Source organism: Novosphingobium sp. fls2-241-R2A-195, from assembly GCF_030209485.1.
GTDB classification, from domain to species: Bacteria; Pseudomonadota; Alphaproteobacteria; order Sphingomonadales; family Sphingomonadaceae; genus Novosphingobium; species Novosphingobium resinovorum.
In genome coordinates this window covers 1-26,580 of sequence record NZ_JARVRY010000007.1, presented here as the reverse complement: position 1 = coordinate 26,580, position 26,580 = coordinate 1, and the positions used below count along the sequence as shown (strand labels likewise).

Here is a 26,580-nt window from a genome sequence, read left to right as displayed (position 1 = left end):
CTCGCTGCCCCTCCCGTAAACGGGAGGGGGTAAGCGCAGGCCTCTCATTCCGCTCCCGCTTGCGGGAGGGGGCAGGGGTGGGCCACGCTAGCGTCAGACCGCCATGCTTTCCAGCCACGGCACGATTTCGGCCTTGGCGCGTTCGGTGTAGGCTTCCTTGCGCTGCTTCTTCTTCACGTCGTGCAGCGGCGGGAACAGGCCGAAGTTGACGTTCATCGGCTGATAGGTCTCGGCCTCGGCATCGCCGGTGATGTGCGAGAGCAGGGCGCCCATCGCGGTTGTGCGCGGCGGGGCCTGCCATTCGCGGCCCGCGAGGTCAGCCGAGGCCATCAGGCCCGCCATCAGGCCGACGGCGGCGCTCTCTACATAGCCTTCGCAGCCGGTGATCTGCCCGGCAAAGCGCACATTCGGCGCGGTCTTCAGGCGCAGGGTGCGGTCCAGCAGCACCGGCGAATTGAGGAAGGTGTTGCGATGCAGGCCGCCGAGCCGGGCGAACTCGGCGTTTTCGAGGCCGGGGATGGTGCGGAACAGGCGCACCTGCTCGGCGTGCTTCAGCTTGGTCTGGAAGCCGACCATGTTCCAGATCGTGCCGAGGTTGTTGTCCTGCCGCAGCTGCACCACGGCGTATGCCCAGCGGCCGTTCGGGTGCTCGGGGGTGGCCCAGTGCGGGTTGTCGAGGCCGACCGGCTTCATCGGACCGAAGCGCAAAGTGTCGATGCCGCGTTCGGCCATCACCTCGATGGGCATGCAGCCGTCGAAGTAGGGGGTGTTTGCCTCCCACTCCTTGAACGCGGTCTTCTCGCCTGCGACCAGACCGGCGTGGAAGGCCAGGTACTGCTCTTTGGTCATCGGGCAGTTGATGTAGTCCTTGGTCTCGCCCTTGTCCCAGCGCGAGGCCATCCAGCACACGTCCATGTCGATGGTGTCGCGGTAGACGATGGGGGCGATGGCGTCGAAGAACGCGAGGCTGTCGGCGCCGGTCGCCTTGCCGATCGAGCCGGCCAGCGCTTCGGCGGTCAGCGGGCCGGTGGCGACGATCACGGGGGCGTCGGCGGGCAGGGCGTCGATGCGTTCGCGCACGATCTCGACGTTTGGCAGGGCGGCAAGGCGCGCCTCGACTTCGGCGGAGAAGATCTCGCGGTCCACGGCCAGCGCCGATCCGGCGGGCACTTCGGCCTTTGCGGCGGCGCTCATGATGAGCGAATCGCACTGGCGCATTTCGTGATGGAGCAGGCCCACCGCGTTCTTCTCGTGATCGTCGGAACGGAACGAGTTCGAGCAGACCAGTTCGGCGAGGCCGTCGCCCTGATGGGCCGGGCTGCGTTCCCCGGTCCCGCGCATTTCCGAAAGGCGCACCTTGAAGCCCCGGCGGCCGAGCTGCCATGCCGCTTCGCTGCCGGCGAGGCCGCCGCCGATGATGTGGATCTGATGGGTCATGCTGGCCGCCTAGACCCTATCGCGGCGATGGAAAAGCCCTGCGGCATCTGTCATGGCAATGCGGCAACCCCAGGAGGATGAATGCCGCACCGCGCCCTGATCGAACGCCGTCCCTGGCTGCTGGCGAGCATCGTCCTCGCCGTGGCATGGGTATGGCTGCGCGGCAGCACCCTGCCGGGGCTCTACCTGATCGTGCTGAAGGGCGCGCCGCTGGGCTTGCTGGCGGTCTATGCGGTGCTGCGGCATCGGGGGAACGACACGCGCTCGCTGGCGGGGATGCTGGCGCTTGAGGCGGTCGGCTCGGCGCTGTGGTATGATGTCCCGGTGATCGGGTTGAACGCCATGCTGATCGCCTTCCTGATCGGCCTTTCGCTGTTCCTGATGCACCGCCGTGCGGTGATGGACGGCGGGCGCAAGGTGGCGGCGCTGGCGCTGACGCTGGGGACGCCGCTGCTGTGCTTCTTCGCGGCGGACCGTGCGGGCGTAGGCGTGCCGCTGTTTCTCGGCCTCGCCCTGGGCGGCATGGCGGCTTCGGCGTGGATCAGCACGTTCGCCCGCTCGCGCGTGGGTCTGGGCGCGGCGCTGATCGTGGCGGGGGTGGTGTTGGAGATCGCGGCCTCGGGCGGCAGCGCGCTGCTGGCAATGGTGGCCTGGCCGCTGTTCTATATCGGCAACCTGGTGCTGGCGACCGGGGTGACCGGCGAACTGCGCATGCGTGAGGAGAGGTTCTGAGCGGCGGCTACAGGAGAAGTTGGGGCGGCGGGTTTACGCCGTCATCCCAGCGAAGGCTGGGACCGCTGGCCGCATAAAGCCTAACCCTCGGCAAGGCGTCCTGACGATAGTTGGCCGTAACAGGCCAGCGGTCCAAGCTTTCGCTGGGATGACGATGTCGCACGTGCAGTTAGCGCACGCAAAGATACCCGCTGGCGAGTGCGGGCCGTTACGCCGGGGAAATCAACGCATCCGAAGGTAACATCGGGTCGGCGTCGGGAGCGTCCAAGCTGGGACGCGGGATTTTGTGTTCCGCAAGCTCGGGCGAACGACCGGGTAGCAGCGGGCAGCCCGGCTCGACCTGCATTCCATCGGAAAGTCCCATGTGGCCGTCGTTAGGGTTCGCATCGTTATCGGCCGATGGCTATCCGGGATGGTCATCCCAAGTCCTGCCGTGTGTCGCAGGAACGTATGGACGGCGTTTCCGATAGCGCAGGGACAGTCCGGGTCTTCGAACGGACGCGTGGTTTGCGCGATCGCGGCTGAAACCGCATCCCGGCCCACGATGCCGACCCGATACACCTCTCCGGCGTGATCATCGCCGGATCGGATGCTGGGTCATGCAACCTATTTGGTGATAAATGTCAAGATCGAAGGAGCCCGCCCGTCATCCCGGCGAAGGCCGGGATCGCTGGCCGTAAAAGCCCACCTCTCGCGAGAACGTCCTGACGCGCGCTATCGCCTCAAGAGCTGCCAGCGATCCCGGCCTTCGCCGGGATGACGGATCGGTCGTGATGACAGATCGGGTGCGATGACGATCAGCGTGGAAGCTGCAGCGCTCCGCCCGCATCGCGCTCGACCGGGCCGTGCACGATCACCGCCGATAGCGGCAGGTCGGCGTAGATGTGCGGGAAGAGCGCACCGCCGCGCGAAACTTCCCACTTCACCGTGTCGCCCAGCGCGGTCAGGTCCACGGCGGCGATATGCAGATCGTCCTGTCCGGCGAAGTGCTTGTCCAGCGTGCCCTGCGCCTGATCGGCGGTGGACATGTGAATGTAACCGTCGGCCAGATCGACTGGCGCTCCGGCGAAGGTCCCGTCGGCGAGCAGCCGGGAAAGCTGCTCGCCGTTCAGGATCTTGTAGGCGACCTTGTCGCTCACGCTTCGGCTTCCGGAGCCTCGGGAGCCGGAGAATCTGAAGTCGGAGCGTCCGTCACCGGGGCTTCGACCTCGGGTTCCTCGTCGAGCCGGACCGCGCTGACGACGTGCTCGTTTGCGGAGACGGTGAACAGGCGCACGCCAGCCGAACCGCGACCGATGACGCGCAGCGAATCGAGCGGCAGGCGGATCAGCTTGGCCTGGTCGGTGACCAGCATCAGCTGCTGGGCGCGGGTGGCCGGGAAGCTGGCGACGACCGGACCGTTGCGGCCGATGTTGTCGATATTGGTGATGCCCTGGCCGCCGCGACCGGTGCGGCGGTATTCATAGGCCGACGACAGCTTGCCGTAACCGTTGGCGCAGACCGTCAGGATGAATTCCTCGCGGCTTTCCAGTTCGGCCATGCGCTCTGCGGAGAGGGTGGATTCGCCCTCCTTGTCGCCCTTCCACGGGGCGAAGCGCAGATACTGCTCACGGTCTTCGGCATCGGTGCCGACGCGGTGGAGGATCGAGAGCGAGATGACCTCGTCGTCACCCTTCAGCGTCATGCCGCGCACGCCGGTGGACGTGCGGCTCGTGAATTCGCGCACGTCGTCGCCGGGGAAGCGGATCGCCTTGCCCTGGCGGGTGGCGAGCAGCACGTCGTCGCTGGCTTCCAGCAATGCCACGCCGATCAGGCGATCGTCGCTGCCTTCGTCGAAGCGCATCGCGAACTTGCCGTTGCTGGGGATGTTCGCAAAGGAATCCATGGAGTTGCGGCGCACGTTGCCCTTGGCGGTGGCGAACACCACCGACAGCGCGCTCCACTCCGTCTCATCCTCGGGCAGGGCGAGCACGGTCTGGATCGTCTCGTCCTTGTCGAGCGCCGGCAGCAGGTTGACGATCGGGCGTCCGCGCGTGGTCGGGCCGCCTTCGGGCAGCTTGTAGACCTTGAGGCGGTAGACCTTGCCTGCGGTGGAGAAGAACAGCACCGGGTTGTGGGTGGAAGTGACGAACATCGTCGTCACCGCATCCTCGTCCTTCGTGGCCATGCCGGCGCGGCCCTTGCCGCCGCGGTTCTGGGCGCGGAAGGCGGAGAGGGCGGTGCGCTTGATATAGCCGTCCATGGTCACCGTGACGACCATGTCCTCGCGCTCGATGAGGTCCTCGTCATCGATCCCGTCGAAGGCGGCGGTGATCTCGGACAGGCGCGGGGTGGCATAGGCGTCGCGCACGGCCTGCAGTTCCTCGCGCATGACGGCGTAGAGCTTCACGCGGTCGGCGAGGATGGCGAGGAATTCCTCGATGGCGATCGCGAGTTGCTTGAGTTCGTCGCCGATCTCGTCGCGGCCCAGCGCGGTCAGGCGGTGCAGGCGCAGGTCGAGGATCGCCTTCACCTGCACTTCGGACAGGCGGTAGATGCCGTCGGCGGCTTCGGCCTCGGGCTCGATCGCCTCGACCAGGCGGATGTACTGCGCGATGTCGCCGATCGGCCATTCCTTGGCGAGCAGCTTGGCGCGGGCGTCGGCCGGATTGGAGGCGCCGCGGATGATCTTCACCACCTCGTCCATGTTGGACACGGCGACGACGAGGCCGAGCAAGATGTGCGCCCGGTCGCGCGCCTTGTTCAGTTCGAACTTGGTGCGGCGGGTGATGACCTGCTCGCGGAACTGGATGAACGCCTGCAGGATGTCGCGCAGGGCCATGATCTCGGGGCGGCCACCGCGGATCGCCAGCATGTTCGCGGCGAAGTTCGACTGTGCCGGGGTGCTGCGCCACAGCTGGTTGAGCACGACTTCGGGCGAGGCGTCGCGCTTGAGGTCGATGACCACGCGCACGCCTTCGCGGTTGGATTCGTCGCGGATGTCGGAGACGCCCTCGATCCGCTTGTCCTTGGCGGCCTCGGCGATCTTCTCGACCAGATTGGACTTGCCGACCTGGTAGGGGATCGAGGTGAGGACGATCGAGCGCGAATCCTTGCGGCTGCCGCGCCCTTCCTCGACGTGGCTGCGGCAGCGCTGGATGATCGAGCCGCGCCCGGTGGTGGCGGCGAGCCGGGCGCCGTGCTGGCCCAGGATCAGCGGGGCGGTGGGGAAGTCCGGACCGGGGATGATCTGGAACAGTTCCTCGGACGTGATGCCGGGGTTTTCCATCATCGCGAAGCAACCGTCGATCACTTCGCCCAGGTTGTGCGGCGGGATGTTGGTCGCCATGCCGACCGCGATGCCGCCCGCGCCATTGACGAGGATGTTCGGGAAGCGCGCCGGAAGCACGGTCGGTTCCTGACGCGAACCGTCGTAGTTGTCGGCGAAATCGACGGTGTCCTTGTCGAGATCGTCGAGCAGCGAATTGGCGACGCGGGCGAGGCGCGCCTCGGTATAGCGCATCGAGGCCGGCGGATCGGGGTCCATCGAGCCGAAGTTGCCCTGACCGTCGATCAGCGGCACGCGCATCGACCAGTCCTGCGTCATGCGCGCAAGGGCGTCGTAGATCGCGCTGTCGCCGTGCGGGTGGTAGTTGCCCATCACGTCGCCGACGATCTTGGCCGACTTGCGATAAGGACGCCCGGCGACGAAGCCGCCTTCCTGCGAGGCATAGAGGATGCGGCGGTGCACCGGCTTCAGGCCGTCGCGCACGTCGGGCAGGGCGCGGCTGACGATCACGCTCATCGCGTAGTCGAGGTAGCTCGTCTTCATCTCGTCGACGATGTCGATGCGGGTGAATTCGCCCTCGGGGCCTACGGGCTGGATATCGTTGGTGTCGTCGCTCACGCGGGTTGGATCGCTTTTGCTACGGAAGGAGAATGATGGACCGCACTAGGACATGCGCCAGGGGAAAGCCACCGGAACCGGGGGCGGCGAGGGGCGATGCGTGCCGTTTTCCACATATAAGGAACGCACGCGCGCGGGGAACCTGAACGGCTGCGACGAATTGCATTCAATGCGCGTTCAGTGGCTAAAAGCTAATTCGCTCGCATGGTTGCCAAGGGCCGAATTCCCGGCCAAACCGGCGACCGCCTTATTTTCATCCCGTTTCGGCGGGATTTCGTTTGTCCTTGAGAGGAGTAGCCTTGATGGCTCGCAAGTTCCTTGTTTCCCGTGTCGCTCTTGCCGCCCTCCTGTCGAGCGGTATGGCGCTGACGGTCGCCACCCCCGCGATGGCCGCGAAGAAGGAGAAGGAAGCCGCAGGCGGCAAGTTCTCCCCCGAGTTCGTGAAGGTCGCCCAGCCGCTGCAGAAGGCCATGGAAGCCGCGATCGCCGCGCTCGGCGGCCAGCAGACCCCCGAGGCGATGGCCAAGGCCAAGGCCGCCTTCGACGCCGCCGTCGGCGGTGACGGCAAGGCCGCGTTCCAGGCCGCCGTGCCGGCCGCAACCACGCCCGACGACAAGAACGCGCTCGGCTCGATGATGCGCAACTTCGGCATCATCTCGCAGGATCTCGCCACCAAGCAGGAAGGCAACAAGATGTTGCTCTCCAGCGGCAAGCTGCCCGCCGAGGAAGTCGGCAAGACCAACTACGATGCCGGCATCACCGCCTACCAGCTCAAGGACTACGCCAGCGCTGCGACGTACCTGAAGGCGGCGAAGGACGGCGGCTTCGTCGATTCGTCGGGCCAGCTCGATGCGGTCCTCGCCGATGCCTACAAGCGCAACAACAACCCCGAGGCCGCCCTGCAGATGGCCAAGGACGATGTTGCCGCCGCGCAGGCCAAGGGCCAGGCGCCTTCGGAAACCGCGCTGCGCTCGGTCCTCCAGCAGACCTACACCGCCAAGCAGCTTGCCCCGTCGACCGAATATGCGGCGATGCTCGGCCAGTATTACCCGGGCACCTGGAACACCGCGATCTCGGTGGTGCGCCAGTTGGCCTCGCTGCCGCGCGACCAGAACCTCGACCTGATGCGCCTGATGTTCCTCACCGGTTCGATGAACGACAAGCGCGACTACTTCGAATACCTCGAGAACGCCGATCCGCGCGCATTCCCGGGCGAAGCGAGCAAGGTCATGGCCGACGGCATCGCCAAGGGCAAGCTGGTCGCCGGAGACGTGCCGGACAAGGCCAACACCGACGGCCGCGTCGCAGCGGACAAAGCCTCGCTGCCCGCCGCTGAGCGTGACGCCAACAAGCCGGGCGCGACTGCTGCTACCGTGGTCGGTGCCGCAGACGTGTTCCTGAGCTACGATCAGGCCGCCAAGGCTGAGCCACTTTACGCCAAGGCCGCGTCGATGCCGGGCGTTGATGCCAGCAAGGTCGCGCTGCGTCTCGGCATGTCGCAGGCTCTGCAGGGCAAGTACGCCGATGCGGAAGCGAACTTCGCCAAGGTTACCGGCACCCGCGCGCCTGTCGCCAAGTTGTGGTCGGCCTATGCCAAGAGCAAGGCGTCGCCTGCTGCGGCGACGGCTCCTGCAGCGAACTGAGCTTTCGCTTCTGCCTGAACGAGAAGGGCGCCGGAAAACCGGCGCCCTTTTTGTTGGTTCGAGGTGAGGGCAGTCCAAGTAGCTGCAATTCCTCCGTATTGCGATCGTCTGGTCGAAAGTCATACCCTTTCGCTCTCTTGTCGCCTGTTCAGGCATGTCTGTTGGTCCATGTGGTGAGAGCTTCTGTCTCCCGTTCGGAGCGACAATTGAAGAGCGACGTTTACCTGCAGAAGACTTCAACTTGTATTGCGTGCGGAATCCTGCCGCAAAATTCGTCATTTACGAAGGCGATGTCCCTTAGGGCGTTGGGGTTCCCCTCGACCGCACTGCGCTTCTTGCTCGCCAAATCAGCTACTTCGGAGCTTCTGCCTGCAATCCGCGTTGTCATCATGATGGGTATTGGAAATCAGGCATTTCGGCTCGTGGTTCTGCCGTTGGCTTGGTCGAACCTGCCCAGAACGACATAGAGAAATTTTTCGGGCGGGAATGATGCGAAAACACGCGATGGTATTGTGGGGGCTCGCTCTCTTGGCAGGCTGCGGCAAGGAAACCCCTGCCGAGGAGGCGGCCGAGAACGCGCATGACGTCGCCATGGTCGAACGCATGAGCAAGGAACCCTTCAAGCCCATCGTGCCGATCCCGATCACCGAACTCGACATGGACCGCTATGGGCTCGACAAGCCCGGGTGCAATTTCGAGAAGGACGTGGTCGAAGAAGAGGACGCCGGAAAGCGTGGCCCGATCTTCATCGCCACCAGCGGCGAAGGTTTCATGCGCGTCGGTCCCGACCTCAAGCGCTTCGCCGCGAAAGACGAGAGCGCCGATCTGCCCGGCGGTGCCCGCACGACATATGTTGGGCTTTCCAGCTGGGTCGATATCGTGCGGCTCCCTGACTCGGGGAACGCCAGCGACCAGCAGACCTGGCCCGCCCGCCTGATCGTCCACGATTCCCAGGAGCGCGTGGCTTACCGCGCCGACGGGGTCATGCGCTGCCGCAGCTGAGCTTCACCCCATGGCCATCGGTTTCAGCAGCATCCACAGCGCCATGGCGACCATGAACACGTTCTCCATCAGCGACACGAAGCCTAGCGGCACGCTGCCCGATCCGCCGACGCAGGCGCATTTCAACTCGCGCTTCTGGACGTAGACCGCGTAGAATACCGAGGCTCCGCCGACGCCGCCTATGACCAGCGCCACCGGGATCGACAGCCAGTTCAGCACGCCCGCCGCCATGAAGGCGCCCGCGAACCATTCCAGGAACGGATAGGCATAGGCGTAAGGCACGTATCGCCGCGCCAGCAGATCATAGCCCAGGAACATCGAGGAGAAAGTCTCGATGTCCTGCAGCTTGAGCATCGCCAGCAGCATCATCGTGATCGCCACGAACCACTCGGCCGCATGGGCCGTCAACGGCGAGCCGAGCGCAGTCCAACTGACGGCGAGCGCGATGGCCGCGGCGGTTCCGAACACCCAGAGCACCGGCGCATAGCTCATGCGCTTGGCCTGATCATCGAGCCCGAGGAAGCGCTTGAGGTCGGAATGGCCGCCGATGCGTTCGCCATCGATGAAGATCTGCGGGGTGGTGGCGACGCCGTGCTCTGCCTTGAAGGCGTCAACTTCGTCGCGGTTGGTCAGCCAGTGGTCTTCGACGCGATAGCCCCGGCTTTTCAGCAAGTGGCGGGCCTTGAGGCCGTAGGGGCAGACGTGTTTTTCCATGACCATGCGATACAGCACGGCGGTTCTGGCGGGGGCTTGGTGATCGCTCATGCCATGCTTATAACTTCCGTACCCTAGTACGGAGTCAAGCGTGGCCCTGACGATTTCCCAACTCGCCCATGCCGGGGGCGTCGGTGTCGAGACCGTGCGCTTCTATCAGCGTAAGGGCCTCCTCCACGACCCGCGCCCGGCCAGCACCGGGGGTGCGAAAGGCCAGCGGCATTACGGCGAGGAGGACGTGCGGCGCCTGCGTTTCGTGAGGGCGGCGAAGGATGCGGGGTTCATCCTCGACGAGATCGCCGAACTGCTCGGCCTCGACGCCAGCGACGACCGCGCGCGGGCGCGGGCCATGGCGCAGGCGCGGATCGCGCATCTGGATGAGGAGATCGCCCGCCTCGAACGGGCGCGGGACGCCTTGCACAAGCTGGCTCGGGAATGCGCCGGAAGCGACACCGGACCATGCCCGATCATCGCGGCGTTCGAGGAGGGCGAGTGTTGCCTAATATAGAACCGTCATCCCCGCGAAGGCGGGGACCCATCTGATGCCGGTGCAACACGAACCGTCAGGAGATGGGTTCCCGCTTTCGCGGGAATGACGACGATGGAATTGAAGGATCGCCGCAGGGCGCATCCTTGACAAGTCGCGCCTGAAGACTGCCAGCGGTCCCGGATCAAGTCCGGGACGACGGTTATTCTGCGTTTACTCAGACGTTGAAGCGGAAGTGCATCACGTCGCCGTCGGCGACGACGTATTCCTTGCCTTCCTGGCGGAACTTGCCCGCTTCCTTGGCGCCCGCCTCGCCCTTGCAGGCGATGAAGTCGGGGTAGGCGATGGTTTCGGCGCGGATGAAGCCGCGCTGCATGTCGGAGTGGATGGTGCCCGCAGCCTCGGGGGCCTTGGCACCCTTGTGCACGGTCCAGGCGCGCGCTTCCTTGGGGCCGACGGTGAAGAAGGTCAGCAGTTCGAGCAGTTCGTAACCGGCGCGGATGATGCGCGCGAGACCGGCCTCGGCAAGGCCCATCTCCTCGAGGAAGACCATGCGGTCCTCCATGTCCATGCCGGTCAGTTCCGCCTCGATCGCGGCCGAGACGATGACGGCGCTCGCGCCTTCGGCCTTGGCCTTCTCGAATACCCGCGCGGAGAAGGCATTGCCCTCGGCGGCGGCTTCTTCTTCGACGTTGCAGACGTAGAGCACCGGCTTGGCGGTGATCAACTGGGCCTGGGCGAAGACGCGGGCTTCGTCCTCGTCCTTGGGCTGCGTCAGGCGCGCGGGCTTGCCGTCGCGCAGCAGGTCGAGCGCCTGGCCGAGCACGGACGCCACGATCTTGGCCTCCTTGTCGCCCTGCGTCGCCTTCTTCTGGGCAGCGGGCACACGCTTCTCGAGGCTTTCGAGGTCGGAGAGCAGCAGTTCGGTCTCGACGGTGTCCGCGTCGGCGATGGGATCGACCTTGTTGTCGACGTGCTGGATATCGTCGTTCTCGAAGCAGCGCAGGACGTGGATGATCGCGTCTACCTCACGGATGTTGCCGAGGAACTGGTTGCCCAGACCCTCACCCTTGGACGCGCCGCGCACGAGACCGGCGATGTCCACGAACGACAGCTGGGTCGGGATGATCTTGGCCGAACCCGCGATTTCCGCCAGCGCGTCGAGGCGTGGGTCGGGAACGCCGACCTGCCCGACGTTGGGCTCGATCGTGCAGAACGGATAGTTGGCCGCCTGCGCCGCCTGCGTCTCGGTCAGCGCATTGAACAAGGTCGACTTGCCGACATTGGGCAGACCCACGATTCCGCAACGGAAACCCATCGAAAACTCCGAAAACTGTTTAAGGCGCGCCCATAGCCGGGTGCGGGGCGCTTGGCCAGAGCGAGAGCGGTTGCAGGCGGTTGACGGAAATTTCAGGTCTTCCACGTAAGTCCTCCGCCATGAAGAGCACCATGCGCATAGCCCTTCCGCTCGTCGCCCTCGTCGCCCTGGCGGCTTGCGGCGACAGTCCTGAAAACCTTTACGCCAAGGCGCGAGAGGACTTCGCCGCCGGGAACTACCAGCGGGCGCGTGTGGAAGTGGCCTCCGCGCTGAAAGACAGGCCCACGGATGCCGCGATGTTGGCACTGCTGGTGGAGACGCAACTGCGGCTCGGCGATCCGGACGGGGCCGAAGGGGCGATCGGACGGCTCGAACGGGCAGGGGGCAAGGATACGGCCCGAATGAAGGCCGAAGTCGCCCTGCTGCGCGGTGACGCAAAGGCGGCACTGGCGACGCTTGGCAACGAGACCTCGGTGGACGGATGGCGCGTGCGCGCCGAGGCGCAACTGGCACTGGGAGACGAAGAGGCCGCCCGCGATGCCTTCGAAAAGGGAATGAAAGCGGGGGGCGATATCCGGCTGGCGCAATCCTACGCCCGCTATCTGCTGGAGAACGGTGACCTGGCGCGCGCGGCTTCGCTGCTTGGAGAGATGCAGCGCATCGCGCCACGATCGTATGAGGCACTGGTGATGGCAGGCGATCTGGCATCGGCGCAGGGCCGCGAAGAGGATGCCGCGCGCGCCTATCGCGGGGCTATCGATGCGTTTCCCGACCGTGCGGCGCCGATGCTGGCGCTGGCCGAGCATTACGACGGTTTGGGCAAAGTGGACGAGGCATCGAAGCTGGTCGATCAGGCTGCCGAAGTCGCGCCTGACGACCCGGAGGTGGAGGTAATGCGAATCCAGCTGCTGTCCGAACAAGGGCAGTGGGAGAAGATCCGCACCACGCTCCAGACGCGCGAATCCGAACTGGCGGCAGGGTCCACGCTGAGCATGCGCTATGGCGAGGCATTGCTGCAGCTGGGCCATGCGGAGCAAGCCCGGGTGATCTTCAGGCGGGCGGTGCTGGCGCTTCCGGGCAATCCCTATGCGCGGCTGATGCTGGGTGCGTCGCAGCTGGCGACCGGCGACGGTCAGGGCGCATGGGCGAATCTGAAGCCGCTCGCGGCATCGACGCTGGCGGGGCCGCAGGTGCTGGAAGCTGCCGAACAGGCTGCCCGCGCGGTCGGCGCGCCCGAGGCGGCGGCGCTGCAGGCGCGGCTCGATCCGGCGCGGCTCAAGGAGACGATGGCCTTGGTCGGCCAAGGCGAATCCGCCATCGCCGGGCAGCGCTGGGCCACGGCGGCGGGGATTTACGAGAGACTGTTGATGCGCGGTGAGGACCCGGAGGTGCTCAAGCGCCTCGCCTTCGCGCGAAGCGGGCTGGGTGAGGGGAATGCCGCCATCCGCGCTGCCGACAAGGCGGTAGCGCTGGGCAGCGACAATCCGGACTATCTCTATGTCGCCGGACTGGTGCGCGTCGTGGCGGGGCGCGATCTCGGCGAGGCGCAGCGACTGCTTGAGAAAGCCGCCGATCTCGATCCCGCCAACCGTGCGATCGCGCGCGCGCTGAAAAAGGCGAAGGCCGCCGCCGGGTGATCCGGCGACGGCCTTTTGTAGCTCCCTTAGCCCCGCCAGGCCGTCAGAGTGATCAGGCGCGGGCCTTGCGGCGGCGTGCGTAGGCCAGGCCGATCAGGCCCGCACCCAGCATGCCCAGCATGCCCGGCTCCGGAACCGCGGTGCCGCCCGAGGAACCACCGCTCGAACCGCCCGAGGTCGAGGTGGTGCCGCCGGAGGTCGTCGTAGTGGTGCCACCAGAGGTCGAACCGCCAGACGTGGAAGTGGTCGTGCCACCCGAAGTCGTGCCACCCGAAGTGGTGGTGGTGCCACCTGAGGTCGAACTGCTGGTGGAGGTGCTGCCTCCGCACATCTTCTTGCCGGTCTTGTCGCCGCAATCACAGGAGTGCGTGTGCCCGCTGCCGCCCTTCCACCAGGTCGCCTGTGCAGGCGAGGCCATGGCGACGGTTGCGCCGGCGGTGATCGTGAGTGCGATCAGAGTCTTGCGGATCATCGTAGTCTTACCCCAGTTACCCGTGTTGGTTGACCGCCAATATGCAATCACCGTGCCAATCGCCGATTTCCGCCAATTTCATTGAATCAGGTAGGGGTGAAGCGATCCATATGTAAGCTAACTCGACGCCCTTCAGTCCTGCTGGCGCAGCGCCACGTCGTTCATGAAGCGGGCGTCGTCGCCGTTCGCAAGCCGATCCGCTTCCGCCGCCACCGCGCCCAGCATGTCGGCCAGCGGGTCCATCTCGGCCTTGGCGTAGTTGCCCAGCACATAGCCGTGGACGCGGTCCTTGTGCCCAGGATGGCCTATGCCGAGCCGCACGCGGCGGAACTCCGCCCCGAGGTGCTGGTCGATCGAGCGCAGCCCGTTGTGCCCGGCATGGCCGCCGCCCTGCTTCACCTTCACCTTGAACGGCGCGAGGTCGAGTTCGTCATGGAAGACGGTGAGGGCGGACAAGTCCAGCTTGTAGAAGCGCATCGCCTCGCCCACCGAGCGGCCGCTCTCGTTCATGAAAGTGGCGGGCTTGAGCAGCAGCACTTTGTAGCTGCCGATGCGGCCTTCCTGCAGCCAGCCCTGGAACTTCTTCTGGACCGGGCCGAAGCCGTGGATCTCGGCGATCGCGTCGGCAACCATGAAGCCGACGTTGTGGCGGTTGAAGACATACTGCGGACCGGGATTGCCCAGACCGACCCAAAGCTGCGTGGCCATCCGTATTCCTTGCCTGCGTCCTTGCGGCTGCATGAAAAGAAAAGGCCCCTCCCACGCGGGGTGGGAGAGGCCGTTTTCTACCCGAAAGCAGGAGAAGCTTACTCGGCCTCGGCCGCTGCTTCGCCTTCTTCGCTGCGCAGGGCAGAGGGAGCAGCGATCGTCGCGATCGTGTAGTCACGGTCGGTGATCGCGCTCTCGACGCCCTTGGGCAGCTTGACGTGGCTGATGTGGATCGATTCGCCCACGTCGAAGCCGGTCACGTCGATGGTGATCTCGTGCGGGATCTTCTCGGCGTCGCAGACCAGTTCGAGGTCGTGGCGAACGATGTTCAGCACGCCGCCGCGCTTCAGGCCCGGCGACAGCTCTTCGTTCTCGAACACGACGGGCACGTTGACGTGCACGGTCGCGCCCTTGGCGAGACGCAGGAAGTCGGCGTGGAGCGGACGGTCGCTGACCGGGTGGAAGGCAACGTCCTTGGGCTGGGTGCGGAACTTCTTGCCGTCGACTTCGACTTCGATGATCGAGTTGAAGAAGTGGCCGGTTCCGAGCTGGCGAGACAGCTCCTTTTCCTGGACGTGGATCGCGAGGGGCTCTTCGTTGCCACCGTAGATGACGGCGGGGACGCGACCTTCACGACGCAGTGCACGGGAGGCTCCCTTGCCAGCCCGATCACGCGTCTCGGCCGGCAGGTTAAGCGTATCGCTCATGGATCTTGCCTTTCAAAACTGGATAATAATGCGATGACGCGCCGCTCATCGGTGCGCACCGTCCTGCCACGCCTCCAGGGATGACCATGACAGGAAGGCGCGGCCCTTACTGGGAGACGGGCGGAAAAGCAAGCCGTTCGTGCGTCCGTGGGCGGGATGTCGCGGCGTTTGAGGGGGCGGTTGCGACCCTTCGACAAGCTCAGGGTGAGCGGGGTTGGAATAAATCTCCCAATTCCGCTCAGGCTGAGCTTGTCGAAGCCCCCAAAGCCTCACTCCACCCGCGTGACCGTGAACCCCTCGGCCGTCAGCATTGCGGGCAATCCCTCAGGCCCGGCCATGTGCGCTGCGCCGACAGCCACGAACGGCTTGCTGCCCGAGCGAACCGCCCGTGCGATCCGGCCGGTCCAGCGTCGGTTGCGGCCGGTGAACAGCACTGCGCGCAGTTCCGGGTCGGCGAGCAGGCCCGAGCGGGTCTCCGCCTCGATCGCGTTCATGTCGCCCTTGCGCCAGCTGGCCGAAAGATCGCGTTCGGGATAGGCGGCCTCGGCGACGACGGCGGCGAGGAGGTCGCGCTGCTCGCGCTCGGGCAGGGCGTCGAACAGGCCGAGCTGCGCGGCAGCGCCTTCGAGTTCGACCACCGGCCTTTGCCCCGCCGCCGCGATCACGGCGCGGTCGACACCGTTGCGGGTATCGCCTTCGTCAGCCCCTGCGCGGGCGAGCGTCAGGGCTGCGGCCCAGGTATCCATCGCCGCGAAGTCGTCGTCGCCCCGGCCGCTCTTTTTCAGCAAAGTGGCCAGAGCGGCGCGGTCTTTCGGCGGTACGCGTTCGGAAAGCGGCGGTTCGTTCTCGCTGCGCGCGAGGCTTTCGAAAGTGGCGGCGACTTCCGCCTCGTTCGCGAGGTTGCCGACTTCGACCATGATCGATCCGGCTTCGTCCAGTGCGGAACCGACTTTCGCCGTGCGCCAGGCGAGGGGGCGCTCGGCGCTGTGGATCGTGCCGAAGAGCCAGCCAACGTGGCCCCGACCGTCCTCGACCCGCCACAACGCGGGGTTGGCCTGCTGGGGCTCGCTCGAACAGGCGACAAGCCCGGCGCCCAACCCGACGATCGCCAGCAGCACGGCAATGGAGCGCATCACTTACTGCACCCGGGTCGAGGAGATGCCCGCCGCCGCAAGCTGGTCCTGCACGCTGCCCGGCCCGGCGAGATGTCCGGCGCCCACCGCGACGAACACAGTGCCCGGCTTGTCGAGCCGCTCCTTGAGCCACTTCGCCCAATTGGCATTGCGGTCGGTGATCAGCACCTTGCGGATTTCGGGGTCGCTCTCGTCCTCGTTCATCAGTTCGGCGAGGTGGTCGGCATAGCCTGCCTTCCACGCGGCGACCATCCTGTCGACGTCGGTTTTCACGTCGGGCAGCGCTTCGACCACTTCGTCAAGATAGGCGCGCTGGGTCGGCTCGGAGAGATTGTCGAACAGGCCGATCTGGTAGTCGACGGTCTCGAAGGCATGGTTGGCCAGATGCCGCGCCCGCGCCCTGGCGGCGACCTGCTGGTCTATCCCGGTCTCGGTGCTGTAGCCTGCGGTCTTGAGCGGGATCAGCGTCAGCATCAGTGCAGCGAACCAGGCGTCGTTGGCGTCGAAAGCCTGCGCCGGGATGCCGATGGATGTCAGCGCGCCCTCGTAGGCGGTGCGCTCCTTGGCGGAGAGCGTGTCGCGCAGGGACTTGCCATCCTTGCGCGCAGCCATCTGCAGGATCGTGCCCTGCGCCTGTTCGGTGTCGTCTATGGGTATCTCGGTCACCAATTCCTGCGCGCTGTCGAGCGCCTTGGCGACCGGACCGGCGTACCAGTCCACCTGCTCGGGCAGGACGTGGATCGTGCCGAACAGCCAGATCGTGGTGTCCTCGTCCGCGACTTTCCAGAGCGCCGGGCGGACCGCAGAGGCTTGCGCGGCTTCCTGCGCCGAGGCGAGCGGGGACGACAGGGCAGTGAAGGCGAGCAGGGTCGAGCCAAGCCAGTTGCGAAGGCGGATGCGGGCGGGGGTCATGGCGTTCCTATCGGGCAGGAGACTGTAAGGATGGATGAACGGATCAGCGCCAGCGGCGCCAGCCCCACCCGATGCACCAGACGATGCAGACCATCAGGCAGATCGCGACGCCGTTCGGTTCGGGCAGCAGCCCGCCGCGCCAGGCCAGCCACCACGCAGGCGCCACGGTGACGAAGGCATAAAGCCCGGCCATCGCACCGAATTCATATTCGGCACGCTCTATTTCATCGAGGGTGGTGTGCCAGTAAAGCGACAAGGCGACCGTGACGATCCACGCAGCCAGCACTGTCAGCGTAAGCGGAAGGCTCAAGGGCGTTGCTGAAAACATGTTCGCAATGCCATGCGCCGGATCGGCGTGACTGACTTGCATCTGCCATGCAAACCCGGCGGCCACCCCGATAATCGTCGATATGCCGAGCGAAGCATAAAGCGCGATCCGTGAACGCCGAACCTGCGGACTGCGCGGCAACGTGAGGGTGCGTCGCGCCGAGAATATCAGCCATCCTCCGCCGACCAGCGCTAGCGCGGCCAGCCCGAGGCCGATCACAACGCCGGTGCGGAACTCGCCATGTTCGCGCCACGCGGCAAGCACGCCTGCAGCGATCCCGGCGCCGAAGATCGCAAGGAAGAAGCCGCCGCCCAGCCTCAAGGCGACTCCCACGGAGCCGAGCGGCTTCTTTGTCTCAGCGATGTCCGTCATCGAATATCTCCTCGATGGAAAGGGCGAACAGCCGCGCGATGCGGAAGGCGAGGGGGAGCGAGGGGTCGTGCTTGCCGGTCTCGATCGCGTTCACCGCCTGGCGGGACACGTCGAGGCGTTCGGCCAGCTCGGCCTGGCTCCAGTTGCGCTCCGCGCGCAGCACTTTCAGCCGGTTGTTCACGCTCAGGCCAGCGGGGCGAGGACCACTATGCGCGAGACGGGCTCGGCATTGTGTGAATGCGATCGGGGAGCGGCATCCGCCTCGAAAGCGATCAGCGCCACGGCGAGTGCAGCAAGCGCCATCGCCAGCAGCACAATGACCTTGTGCTCGGCGCGCGGGGCGGGGTGTCCCCAGCAGAGGTAATTGCGGCGTTCCTCGGCGCTGGCACCGGGCTTGCCGAAGAACAGGGTTTCCAGAACGCTGCGGACGGTGACGCTCTTTGCGAAACGGGTCATGATGCACCTCGTCATGAAGTCCTGACCATATGTCAGGTATGCCTTACTTTATGTCGCGATTCGCTGACTGTGTCAACAAAACCTGACATTGCCCGATCACGGAGGCTGAACCGCAATGCTTTGTGTTGTTGATTTGACAGCCCCGATCCGCCAAAGGCCGCGCATTCAAGAATTCGACGGAACCCCGATGACCGCCGCCAAACAGCCGCTCAGCTTCCAGGACATGATCCTGACGCTCCACAACTTCTGGAGCGCGCAGGGCTGCCTTATCCTGCAGCCTTACGACATGCGCATGGGCGCAGGCACCTTCCACCCCGCCACGACGCTGCGCGCGCTCGGTCCCGAGCCGTGGAAGGCTGCCTATGTCCAGCCCTCGCGCCGCCCGACCGACGGGCGCTACGGCGAGAACCCGAACCGGCTGCAGCACTACTACCAGTATCAGGTGATCCTGAAGCCGAACCCGGAGAACCTTCAGGAACTGTACCTGCAGAGCCTCGCCGAGATCGGCGTCGATCCTCTGGAGCACGACATCCGCTTCGTCGAGGACGACTGGGAAAGCCCGACGCTGGGCGCCTGGGGTCTGGGCTGGGAAGTCTGGTGCGACGGCATGGAAGTGACGCAGTTCACCTACTTCCAGCAGATGGGCGGCTTCGACTGCAAGCCCGTCGCGGGCGAACTGACGTACGGCCTCGAACGTCTGGCGATGTACATTCAGGGCGTGGACTCGGTCTACGACCTTCGCTTCAACAACGAAGGCGTGAGCTACGGCGACGTCTTCCTCGCCAACGAGCAGCAGCAGTCGAAGTACAACTTCGAGATCGCCGACACCGATGCGCTGTTCGCCGGCTTCAAGGCCGCCGAGGCCGAGTGCATGCGCTGCATCGACGCCAAGGTGCCGCTCGCAGCCTACGATCAGGCGATCGAGGCGTCGCACCTGTTCAATCTGCTACAGGCGCGCGGCGTGATCTCGGTGCAGGAACGCGCCAGCTATATGGCCCGCGTGCGTGATCTCGCCAAGGGATCGTGTCAGGCGTGGATCGACGTGAACAAGGACAAGTGGGAAGCCAAGTTCCCCGGGTGGAGCGTATGACCGACTTCCTTCTCGAACTGCGCAGTGAAGAAATCCCCGCCCGCATGCAGGCGGGCGCGCGCGCCGATCTGGAAAAACTGTTCCGCAAGGAACTCGCGGCCGCAGGCGTCACGCCCGGCCAGATCACCGTGTGGTCCACGCCGCGCCGTCTCGCGCTGATCGCCAATGGCCTGCCCGACGTAACCGAGGCCGTCAGCGAGGAGACCAAAGGCCCCGCCACCAGCGCGCCCGAACAGGCGCTCGATGGCTTCCTGCGCAAGACCGGCCTGACGAAGGACCAGCTCGAAGTCCGCGACGTCAAGGGCAAGGACACCTACTTCGCTGTCGTCGAGAAGCCCGGCCGCGCCGTGAAGGACGTGCTGGCCGAGGCGATCCCCGCCATCGTGCGCGCCTTCCCCTGGCCCAAGTCGCAGCGCTGGGGCGCCGCGTCGATCGGCACGGATTCGCTGCGCTGGGTGCGTCCGCTCTCCGGCATCGTCGCCATTCTGGGCGAGGATCTTGTCGAGTGCGAAGTCGGCGGCATCCGCTCGGGCTATGCCACCAAGGGCCACCGCTTCCACGCGCCCGGCGAGATCACCATCGGCGGCGCGCATGACTATGCCCGCAAGCTGTCCGCCTGCCATGTCATCGTCGACCATGTCGAGCGTCAGGACCTGATCCGCGACGAGGCCCGCAACGTCGCCGCCGCCGCCGGCCTCAAGCTGGTCGAGGACGAGGGGCTGGTGATCGAGAACGCCGGCCTCACCGAATGGCCGGTGCCGCTGCTCGGCCGTTTCGACGAGGCGTTCCTCGAAGTCCCGCCCGAGACGATCCAGCTGACCGCGCGCGTCAACCAGAAGTATTTCGTCTGCGAAGACGCTGACGGCAATCTCGCCGACGCCTTCGTCTGCACCGCCAACATCGACGCCACCGACGGCGGCGTGGGCATCGTCGCGGGCAACCGCAAGGTTCTGGCCGCGCGCCTGTCCGACGCGCGCTTCTTCTGGCAGCAGGACCGCAAGGTTTCGCTGGCGGATCAGGCGAAGAAGCTGGCCCGCATCACTTTCCACGAGAAGCTGGGCACCGTCGCCGACAAGGTCGAGCGCGTGGCCAAGCTGGCCGAGTGGCTGGCGAGTGAGGGCATCGTCCCGAACTGCGATCCCGTACTGGCGCGTCAGGCGGCGGAATTGTGCAAGGCCGATCTCGTCACCGAGATGGTCGGCGAGTTCCCCGAACTGCAGGGCCTCATGGGCGGCTACTACGCCCGCGCCGAGGGCCTGCGCGACGCCGTGGCCGACGCCATCCGCGACCACTACAAGCCGGTCGGGCAGGGCGACGAAGTCCCCACCGCGCCGGTGACGGTGGCTGTGGCGCTGGCAGATAAACTGGATACGCTGATGTGCTTCTTCGCCATTAGCGAAAAGCCGACTGGGTCGAAGGATCCATTTGCACTTCGGCGTGCGGCTCTTGGCGTTCTGCGCTTGATATTTGAAAACCGGCTGCGGTTCAGCTTGGACGATACCTTAGAGACGCTGGCGGGCGATGTCGCTCATACCGGCATTGCAGAATTTTCCGACGTTCAACCACAACTTTCCTCAGCGTTTCTGAGCGAAATTTGCACGAACGATGCTGGTCTTGTGGACTTCTTCATTGACCGCCTCAAGGTTCAGCAGAAGGAGGCAGGCGTTCGTCATGACCTGATCGATGCCGTATTCGGCGTTGGTGGCGAGGACGATCTCGTTCGCCTGCTCGCCCGGGTTCATGCGCTGCAGGCGTTCGTCGGCAGCGAGGACGGGGCGAACCTTCTCGCGGGCTACAAGCGCGCCGCCAACATCCTGCGCAAGGAGAACTGGTCGGCGTCCGATGCTGCACCCGCGCACCCGCATACCGGTGACGAGGACCCGCTCGAAAACGTGGACGATCCCGACATGCAGGAAATCTATGCTGCAGCGGGTTCGGGGCTCGGCTATCCGGCCGAACCGGCGGAACAGGCGTTGATCGACGCGCTCGATGCTGCGGAACCTCGGGCAGCCACAGCCGTTGCTGCAGAAGATTTCGCAAGTGCAATGAGTGCGCTGGCATCGCTTCGCGCACCTATTGACGGGTTCTTTGATCAGGTGACAGTCAACGATACTGACTCCATAAAAAGAACATCTCGTCTTGCACTGCTTGATCGCTTCCGTGCTGCGGTGCACAACGTAGCGGATTTCTCGCGGATCGAGGGGTAGGAGGGTTTCCCCACGGTCTGCATTCTTGCGCAAAAATCCCGGAGATTTGGGACTAATGACTAAGCAGGTCTACACGTTCGGCGGCGGCGTAAAGCACGACGATCCGCGCGCGAAGGACAAGGTGATCACCGGGGGCAAGGGTTCGAACCTTGCCGAGATGGCCGGAATCGGCCTGCCGGTGCCTCCCGGCTTCACCATCACCACCGAAGAATGCGTGAAGTATCTCGCGGAGGGCGCGAACTTCTCGGACGAACTGCGGGCCGAAGTGGCCGAGGCGCTGGCCCATATCGAAAAGTCGGTCGGCAAGTCCTTCGGTGATTCTACTGATCCGCTGCTGGTCTCGGTCCGCTCGGGCGCGCGCGTCTCGATGCCGGGCATGATGGACACCGTGCTGAACCTCGGCCTGAACGACGTGACCGTGGAGGGTCTCGCCGCTACTTCGGGTGACGACCGCTTTGCGTGGGACAGCTACCGTCGCTTCATCCAGATGTATTCGGACGTCGTGCTCGGCGTCGAACACCATCTGTTCGAGGAAGCGCTGGAGATCGCCAAGGAAGACAACGGCTACGACAACGACGTCGAACTGACCGCGAACGACTGGCGCAAGCTGGTCAAGGAATACACCGCGATCGTCGAGCGTGAACTGGGCAAGCCGTTCCCGCAGGACCCGCAGGAGCAGCTGTGGGGCGCGATCCAGGCCGTGTTCGACAGCTGGGACGCCGACCGCGCCAAGGTCTACCGCCGCCTCAACGACATCCCCGGTGACTGGGGCACCGCCGTCAACGTGCAGGCCATGGTCTTCGGCAACATGGGCGACACTTCGGCCACCGGCGTCGCGTTCACCCGCGACCCGGCGACCGGCGAGCGCGCCTACTACGGCGAATGGCTGGTCAACGCGCAGGGCGAGGACGTCGTCGCCGGCATCCGCACCCCGCAGTACCTGACCAAGGCCGCGCGCGAGCGCGCCGGGGCCAAGCCGCTGTCGATGGAAGAGGCGATGCCCGAGGCATACGCCGAACTCGCCGCCGTGTTCGACCTGCTCGAAAAGCACTACCGCGACATGCAGGACATCGAGTTCACGGTGCAGCAGAACAAGCTGTGGATGCTGCAGACCCGCTCGGGCAAGCGCACCGCCAAGGCTGCGCTCAAGATGGCCGTCGACATGGTCGAGGAAGGCCTGATCGACGAAGCTACCGCGATCAAGCGCGTCGATCCGATGGCGCTCGATCAGCTGCTTCACCCCACGCTCGACCCCAAGGCGCCGCGCGACATTCTCGGCAAGGGCCTGCCCGCATCGCCGGGCGCGGCTTCGGGCGCGATCGTGCTCGACGCCGACACCGCCGAGAAGCGCGCGGAAATGGGCGAGGCGGTCGTCCTCGTCCGCGTGGAAACCTCGCCTGAGGACATCCACGGCATGCATGCGGCGAAGGGCATCCTCACCGCACGCGGCGGCATGACCAGCCACGCGGCGGTCGTGGCGCGCGGCATGGGCCGTCCCTGCGTCTCGGGCGCATCGGGGCTGTCGATCGACATGAAGACCCGCACCCTGCGCATCGGCAACCGCGAGCTGAAGGAGGGCGACCTCATCACCCTCGACGGCGCCAACGGCGAGATCATGGCGGGCGAAGTCGCCACCATCGAGCCGGAACTGGCGGGCGATTTCGGCACGCTCATGGAGTGGGCCGACAAGCACCGCCGCATGAAGGTGCGCACCAACGCCGAGACGCCCGCCGACTGCAAGATGGCGCGCCAGTTCGGTGCCGAGGGCATCGGCCTGTGCCGTACCGAGCACATGTTCTTCGACGCCACCCGCATCTCCGCCGTGCGCCAGATGATCCTGGCCGAGGACGAGAAGGGACGCCGCGAAGCGCTGGCCAAGCTGCTCCCCGAACAGCGCGCCGACTTCCAGGCGATCTTCGAGGTGATGGCGGGCCTGCCCGTCACCATCCGCCTGCTCGACCCGCCGCTGCACGAATTCCTGCCGCACAGCGACGCGGAATTCGCGGAGCTGTCGGACGCGATCGGCATCGGCGTGGATACGCTCAAGCGCCGCGCGGACGAACTGCACGAGTTCAACCCGATGCTCGGCCATCGCGGTTGCCGCCTCGGCATCACCTTCCCCGAAATCTACGAGATGCAGGCCCGCGCCATCTTCGAGGCAGCCTGCGACGTCGCCTCGGCATCGGGTGAGGCGATCGTGCCGGAAGTGATGATCCCGCTCGTCGCCACCAAGCGCGAATTGGCGATCCTCAAGAAGGTCGTCGATCAGGCCGCGGCCAAGGTGTTCGAGGAGAAGGGCAAGACGCTCGACTATCTCGTGGGCACCATGATCGAACTGCCGCGCGCGGCACTGATGGCGGGCGAGATCGCGGAAGAGGCGAAGTTCTTCTCGTTCGGCACCAACGACCTGACGCAGACCACGCTGGGCGTCTCGCGCGACGATGCCGCGCGCTTCCTCAGCCCCTACGTCGAGAAGGGCATCTACCCGCGCGATCCTTTCGTCAGCCTCGACATCGAGGGCGTGGGCCAGCTGGTCCAGCTCGGCGCCGAGCGCGGCCGTGCGACCTATGCCGACCTCAAGCTCGGCATCTGCGGCGAGCACGGCGGCGACCCGGCCTCGATCGCGTTCTGCGAGAAGGTGGGTCTGGATTACGTCTCGGCCTCGCCCTACCGCGTGCCGATCGCGCGTCTGGCGGCGGCTCAGGCGGCGCTGGCGTAAGCAAGCCAGCGTTCGTCATTGCGAGCGAAGCGAAGCAATCCAGGACGGTTTAGGCCGCTCTGGATTGCTTCGGACCTTCGGTCCTCGCAATGACGATGAGATTTATGGGTTCAGCGCTTCCAGCCGGACAGCGTCATGATCTCGAACCGCTCGACCGTGCGGCCGCCTTCACCGGCGGCCGCAAACGCATCGTGCGCCCGCGCAAGCCCCGCCTTGCCCAGCGCCGGGCCGGGATCGGCGAGCACATTGGCAAGACCCTGTGCGCGCAAGTCGCCGACGAGGCGTTCGAGGCTGCGGAACCCCACGTCCAGATGGCGATGGTCCGCCACCGGGTCGGCATAGAGCGTCCGCTGGAGCAGCTGCGCACCCGCCCGTACGTCCACCGAGGGGTGAAGGCGCGGGGCAGGGCGATCCCCGTCCGCCGCCAGCATCACCTCGCGCATGACCGGCAGGCTCCCGGAGCCGAGGAAGCTGGCGATCAGCACGCCGCCCGGCGCCAGCGCCTTACGCGCATGGACGAAGGCGCCGGGAAGGTCGTTGACGGTGTCCAGCGTGCCGAGGCTGGCGATGAGGTCGAAGCCGTCGAACGGCCAGGGCTGTTCCTCGACAAAGCCGATGGCCGGGTCCACTTCGGTCACCGTCACACCCTGCGCCCGTAGCGCCAGAGCCAGCGCGCCCGAGTAATCGCCGACAACCAGCGCCGTCTTCGGTTCGAAGCGCAGGAAAGAGAGGCGTTCGAGCACGTCCTCCACCATGTCGTCGATCAGGTAGCGCGGCGCATCCGGCTGCTGCTGGAGCCTGAGCATCCGGCGGCGCAGCGCGGCGCGGCGGGCGGGGGAGAAGATGCGGGGGGGAGCCTTGGTTGCCATGGATGCTCCCCTGCCGCGTCGATGAAAACCTTGCAATGCCCTCGTGGCGTGCTTGTCCCGCAACCGGGCGTGCATAGGATCGCGCCATGGGCCTGGGACACATACTCGCACCGCTCGTCGATCTCGTGTTTCCGCCGCGTTGCCCGCTGTGCGGGGCGGCGATAGGCTCAGCGGCGGGGCTCTGTGCGGATTGCTGGAGTACGCTGGCGATCCCGGGCGATCCGGCCTGCGCGGCCTGCCAGCGGCCTTTCGGCGACACGATGCCGGAGGGCGGCACGTGCGCCCCGTGCCTCGCCGATCCTCCGCGCCATGCCGGGATCGCGGCCGCGACGCTCTACAACGAACCTTCGCGCAAGCTGGTGCTGGCGTTCAAGCACGGGAATCGCATCGCGCTGGCACCGATGATGGCCGGGCTGATGGTGCCCAAGCTGCCCTTCGTCGATGCCGACTGGTTGCTGGTGCCGGTGCCGCTGCATCGCTGGCGGCTGTGGAAACGCGGCTACAATCAGGCGGCGGAGCTGGCCCGGCAGATCGGGCGGCGCAGCGGCGCGGGCCTCGCGGTCGATACGCTGGTGCGGCGCAAGGCGACGCGCTCGCTGGGCGGCATGGGCAAGCTGGCACGCAAGCGGGCCTTGTCGGGTGCGATTGCCGTCCATCCGAAGCGGAAGGCAGCGCTGAAAGGTGCGAAGGTGGTCCTCGTCGATGACGTGCTGACCAGCGGTGCCACCAGCGATGCCTGCGTCTCGGCGCTGAAGCGGGCAGGGGCGGAGCGTGTGGTGATCGCCTGCTTCGCCCGCGTGCTGGATGAAGCTCTCGATGTGACCTGAGGCGATTCGCCCTAAATACGAAAACGCCCGGAACCTTGTGAGTTCCGGGCGTCCTCGTGACGAAACTGTTTGAACCCTGCTTGCGCAGTTCAGCGGTGCCCCTGATACCGCCTGGTCCGATCCCTCATCAAAGCATTCCCTGAACCGTGGCCCGCTTTCCGTTTCAGACCGGTGTTCCTTGCCGAACACTTGCCTGCGAGCGACCTGTGGGTCAGAAGCAGCCCCCCAGCTGCAAAGCCAGAATTCATCGAATCGTCTTTTTTGGAAAGAGACTTCGCTGACTGACGTGGATTTTGGTCCCTTGCTGTGGCTGTGGTGCAACAATTATGCCGCTGTTAGCGGGAACAGGGATTAGTCCGAGGATGACAGACGTGACAGCCGCCGAGCGTGAACTGGGAACAGCGTTCCTGCCGCGCTTCGACGCCCAGGGATTGCTGATCGCCATTGCCGTCGATTCGCGCACGCGCGAGATCCTGATGGTCGCCTACATGGACGCCGAGGCGCTGGCGAAGACGCGCGAGACGGGGCTGGCGCACTTCCATTCGCGCTCGCGCGGCAAGCTGTGGCTGAAGGGTGAGACCTCGGGCCATTTCCTGCGCGTCGAGGAAATTCGCGTCGATTGCGATCAGGACGCGCTGGAACTGCGCGTGACGCCGGAAGGTCCGGCCTGCCACACCGGTGCGCGCAGCTGCTTCTATCGGCGGCTTGATGGCGAAGTGCTGGAGCGCACCGGGGATCATCCGCCGCATTCTTGACATTTATCGCCAAATAGGTTATATGCCGCAACATCCGGAGCGGCGCCGTACACGTCGCTTCAGTGTATCGGGTCGGCGTCGTGGGCCGGAATGCGGTTTCAGCCGTGGCCATGCACCCACGCGTCCGTTCGAAGACCCGGACTGTCCCTGCGCTACCGGAAACGCCGTC

The 26,580-nt window shown here is 65.7% G+C and carries 24 protein-coding genes; 10 read left to right on the top strand and 14 right to left on the bottom strand.

The features are described 5' to 3' along the window. Window positions 1–93: 93 nt before the first annotated feature. On the bottom strand, window positions 94–1,437 hold the full coding sequence (gene trmFO / locus QRN25_RS07520) for a methylenetetrahydrofolate--tRNA-(uracil(54)-C(5))-methyltransferase (FADH(2)-oxidizing) TrmFO (RefSeq protein ID WP_285018374.1): 1,344 nt from the start codon (window positions 1,435–1,437) through the stop codon (window positions 94–96). An 81-nt stretch (window positions 1,438–1,518) separates the two neighbouring features. On the opposite strand from trmFO, the gene QRN25_RS07515 reads away from it, so the two are divergent. Then, window positions 1,519–2,169, top strand: a complete 651-nt coding sequence (locus QRN25_RS07515; RefSeq protein WP_285018372.1) for a hypothetical protein — start codon at window positions 1,519–1,521, stop codon at window positions 2,167–2,169. 797 nt (window positions 2,170–2,966) lie between these two features. On the opposite strand, the gene QRN25_RS07510 is transcribed toward QRN25_RS07515, so the two are convergent. Together QRN25_RS07510 and gyrA are read right to left on the bottom strand one after the other, a co-directional pair. Then, entirely contained in the window at window positions 2,967–3,308 is a 342-nt protein-coding gene (locus QRN25_RS07510) for a DUF952 domain-containing protein (protein ID WP_285018370.1), read from the bottom strand. Then, entirely contained in the window at window positions 3,305–6,055 is a 2,751-nt protein-coding gene (gyrA, locus tag QRN25_RS07505; RefSeq protein WP_285018368.1) for a DNA gyrase subunit A, read from the bottom strand. Before gyrA ends, QRN25_RS07510 begins: the two co-directional genes overlap by 4 nt. Window positions 6,056–6,357: 302 nt before the next feature. Here gyrA and QRN25_RS07500 point away from each other — a divergent pair, with 302 nt between their 5' ends. Beyond that, entirely contained in the window at window positions 6,358–7,698 is a 1,341-nt protein-coding gene (locus QRN25_RS07500; RefSeq protein ID WP_285018367.1) for a hypothetical protein, read from the top strand. A gap of 489 nt (window positions 7,699–8,187) precedes the next feature. Then, window positions 8,188–8,700, top strand: coding sequence for a hypothetical protein (locus QRN25_RS07495; protein WP_285018365.1), 513 nt, complete (start codon window positions 8,188–8,190; stop codon window positions 8,698–8,700). Window positions 8,701–8,703: 3 nt separating this feature from the next. Here QRN25_RS07495 and QRN25_RS07490 read toward each other — a convergent pair whose 3' ends face one another. Continuing rightward, the gene (locus QRN25_RS07490; protein ID WP_285018364.1) at window positions 8,704–9,465 is read right to left on the bottom strand and encodes a MauE/DoxX family redox-associated membrane protein; all 762 of its coding nucleotides are present in this window, start codon (window positions 9,463–9,465) and stop codon (window positions 8,704–8,706) included. Between the two features lie 40 nt (window positions 9,466–9,505). Between QRN25_RS07490 and QRN25_RS07485 the strand changes: the two genes are divergently transcribed. Then, window positions 9,506–9,922 carry a MerR family transcriptional regulator gene (locus tag QRN25_RS07485; RefSeq protein ID WP_285018362.1) on the top strand — a complete coding sequence of 139 codons (417 nt, stop codon included), beginning with the start codon at window positions 9,506–9,508 and terminating at the stop codon, window positions 9,920–9,922. 196 nt (window positions 9,923–10,118) lie between these two features. Here the strand turns inward: QRN25_RS07485 and ychF are convergent, their stop codons facing one another. After that, the gene (ychF, locus tag QRN25_RS07480) at window positions 10,119–11,219 is read right to left on the bottom strand and encodes a redox-regulated ATPase YchF (protein ID WP_036523078.1); all 1,101 of its coding nucleotides are present in this window, start codon (window positions 11,217–11,219) and stop codon (window positions 10,119–10,121) included. 131 nt (window positions 11,220–11,350) lie between these two features. Between ychF and QRN25_RS07475 the strand changes: the two genes are divergently transcribed. Continuing rightward, the gene (locus tag QRN25_RS07475; protein ID WP_285018359.1) at window positions 11,351–12,856 is read left to right on the top strand and encodes a tetratricopeptide repeat protein; all 1,506 of its coding nucleotides are present in this window, start codon (window positions 11,351–11,353) and stop codon (window positions 12,854–12,856) included. A 52-nt stretch (window positions 12,857–12,908) separates the two neighbouring features. On the opposite strand, the gene QRN25_RS07470 is transcribed toward QRN25_RS07475, so the two are convergent. The 8 genes from QRN25_RS07470 to QRN25_RS07435 form a co-directional block, all read right to left on the bottom strand. After that, window positions 12,909–13,328 carry a PEP-CTERM sorting domain-containing protein gene (locus QRN25_RS07470; protein ID WP_285018358.1) on the bottom strand — a complete coding sequence of 140 codons (420 nt, stop codon included), beginning with the start codon at window positions 13,326–13,328 and terminating at the stop codon, window positions 12,909–12,911. A gap of 132 nt (window positions 13,329–13,460) precedes the next feature. Beyond that, window positions 13,461–14,036, bottom strand: a complete 576-nt coding sequence (pth, locus tag QRN25_RS07465) for an aminoacyl-tRNA hydrolase (protein ID WP_285018356.1) — start codon at window positions 14,034–14,036, stop codon at window positions 13,461–13,463. 98 nt (window positions 14,037–14,134) lie between these two features. Further along, window positions 14,135–14,743 (bottom strand): 50S ribosomal protein L25/general stress protein Ctc, encoded by a 609-nt coding sequence (locus QRN25_RS07460; RefSeq protein WP_008831870.1) that lies wholly within the window; start codon window positions 14,741–14,743, stop codon window positions 14,135–14,137. A gap of 269 nt (window positions 14,744–15,012) precedes the next feature. Further along, window positions 15,013–15,876, bottom strand: coding sequence for a TraB/GumN family protein (locus QRN25_RS07455; protein ID WP_285018646.1), 864 nt, complete (start codon window positions 15,874–15,876; stop codon window positions 15,013–15,015). A gap of 3 nt (window positions 15,877–15,879) precedes the next feature. Beyond that, window positions 15,880–16,788 carry a TraB/GumN family protein gene (locus QRN25_RS07450; RefSeq protein ID WP_285018352.1) on the bottom strand — a complete coding sequence of 303 codons (909 nt, stop codon included), beginning with the start codon at window positions 16,786–16,788 and terminating at the stop codon, window positions 15,880–15,882. A 43-nt stretch (window positions 16,789–16,831) separates the two neighbouring features. Continuing rightward, window positions 16,832–17,488: a hypothetical protein gene (locus QRN25_RS07445; protein ID WP_285018349.1), complete on the bottom strand. Its 657-nt coding sequence runs from the start codon at window positions 17,486–17,488 to the stop codon at window positions 16,832–16,834. Beyond that, window positions 17,472–17,669: a helix-turn-helix transcriptional regulator gene (locus QRN25_RS07440; protein WP_271183357.1), complete on the bottom strand. Its 198-nt coding sequence runs from the start codon at window positions 17,667–17,669 to the stop codon at window positions 17,472–17,474. Before QRN25_RS07440 ends, QRN25_RS07445 begins: the two co-directional genes overlap by 17 nt. Window positions 17,670–17,671: 2 nt before the next feature. Next, window positions 17,672–17,944, bottom strand: coding sequence for a hypothetical protein (locus QRN25_RS07435; protein ID WP_285018345.1), 273 nt, complete (start codon window positions 17,942–17,944; stop codon window positions 17,672–17,674). Window positions 17,945–18,131: 187 nt separating this feature from the next. Here QRN25_RS07435 and QRN25_RS07430 point away from each other — a divergent pair, with 187 nt between their 5' ends. The 3 genes from QRN25_RS07430 to ppdK are packed head-to-tail and all read left to right on the top strand — an operon-like array spanning window position 18,132 to window position 23,960. Continuing rightward, entirely contained in the window at window positions 18,132–19,034 is a 903-nt protein-coding gene (locus tag QRN25_RS07430; protein WP_285018343.1) for a glycine--tRNA ligase subunit alpha, read from the top strand. After that, window positions 19,031–21,241 carry a glycine--tRNA ligase subunit beta gene (gene glyS, locus QRN25_RS07425; RefSeq protein ID WP_285018342.1) on the top strand — a complete coding sequence of 737 codons (2,211 nt, stop codon included), beginning with the start codon at window positions 19,031–19,033 and terminating at the stop codon, window positions 21,239–21,241. Before QRN25_RS07430 ends, glyS begins: the two co-directional genes overlap by 4 nt. Before the next feature lie 55 nt (window positions 21,242–21,296). Beyond that, the gene (gene ppdK, locus QRN25_RS07420) at window positions 21,297–23,960 is read left to right on the top strand and encodes a pyruvate, phosphate dikinase (protein WP_285018340.1); all 2,664 of its coding nucleotides are present in this window, start codon (window positions 21,297–21,299) and stop codon (window positions 23,958–23,960) included. Between the two features lie 110 nt (window positions 23,961–24,070). On the opposite strand, the gene QRN25_RS07415 is transcribed toward ppdK, so the two are convergent. Continuing rightward, window positions 24,071–24,829: a methyltransferase domain-containing protein gene (locus QRN25_RS07415; protein WP_285018337.1), complete on the bottom strand. Its 759-nt coding sequence runs from the start codon at window positions 24,827–24,829 to the stop codon at window positions 24,071–24,073. 86 nt (window positions 24,830–24,915) lie between these two features. Between QRN25_RS07415 and QRN25_RS07410 the strand changes: the two genes are divergently transcribed. Next, window positions 24,916–25,656, top strand: a complete 741-nt coding sequence (locus QRN25_RS07410; protein ID WP_285018336.1) for a ComF family protein — start codon at window positions 24,916–24,918, stop codon at window positions 25,654–25,656. 362 nt (window positions 25,657–26,018) lie between these two features. Continuing rightward, window positions 26,019–26,411 (top strand): phosphoribosyl-AMP cyclohydrolase, encoded by a 393-nt coding sequence (hisI, locus tag QRN25_RS07405; protein ID WP_285018335.1) that lies wholly within the window; start codon window positions 26,019–26,021, stop codon window positions 26,409–26,411. Window positions 26,412–26,580: the final 169 nt, after the last annotated feature.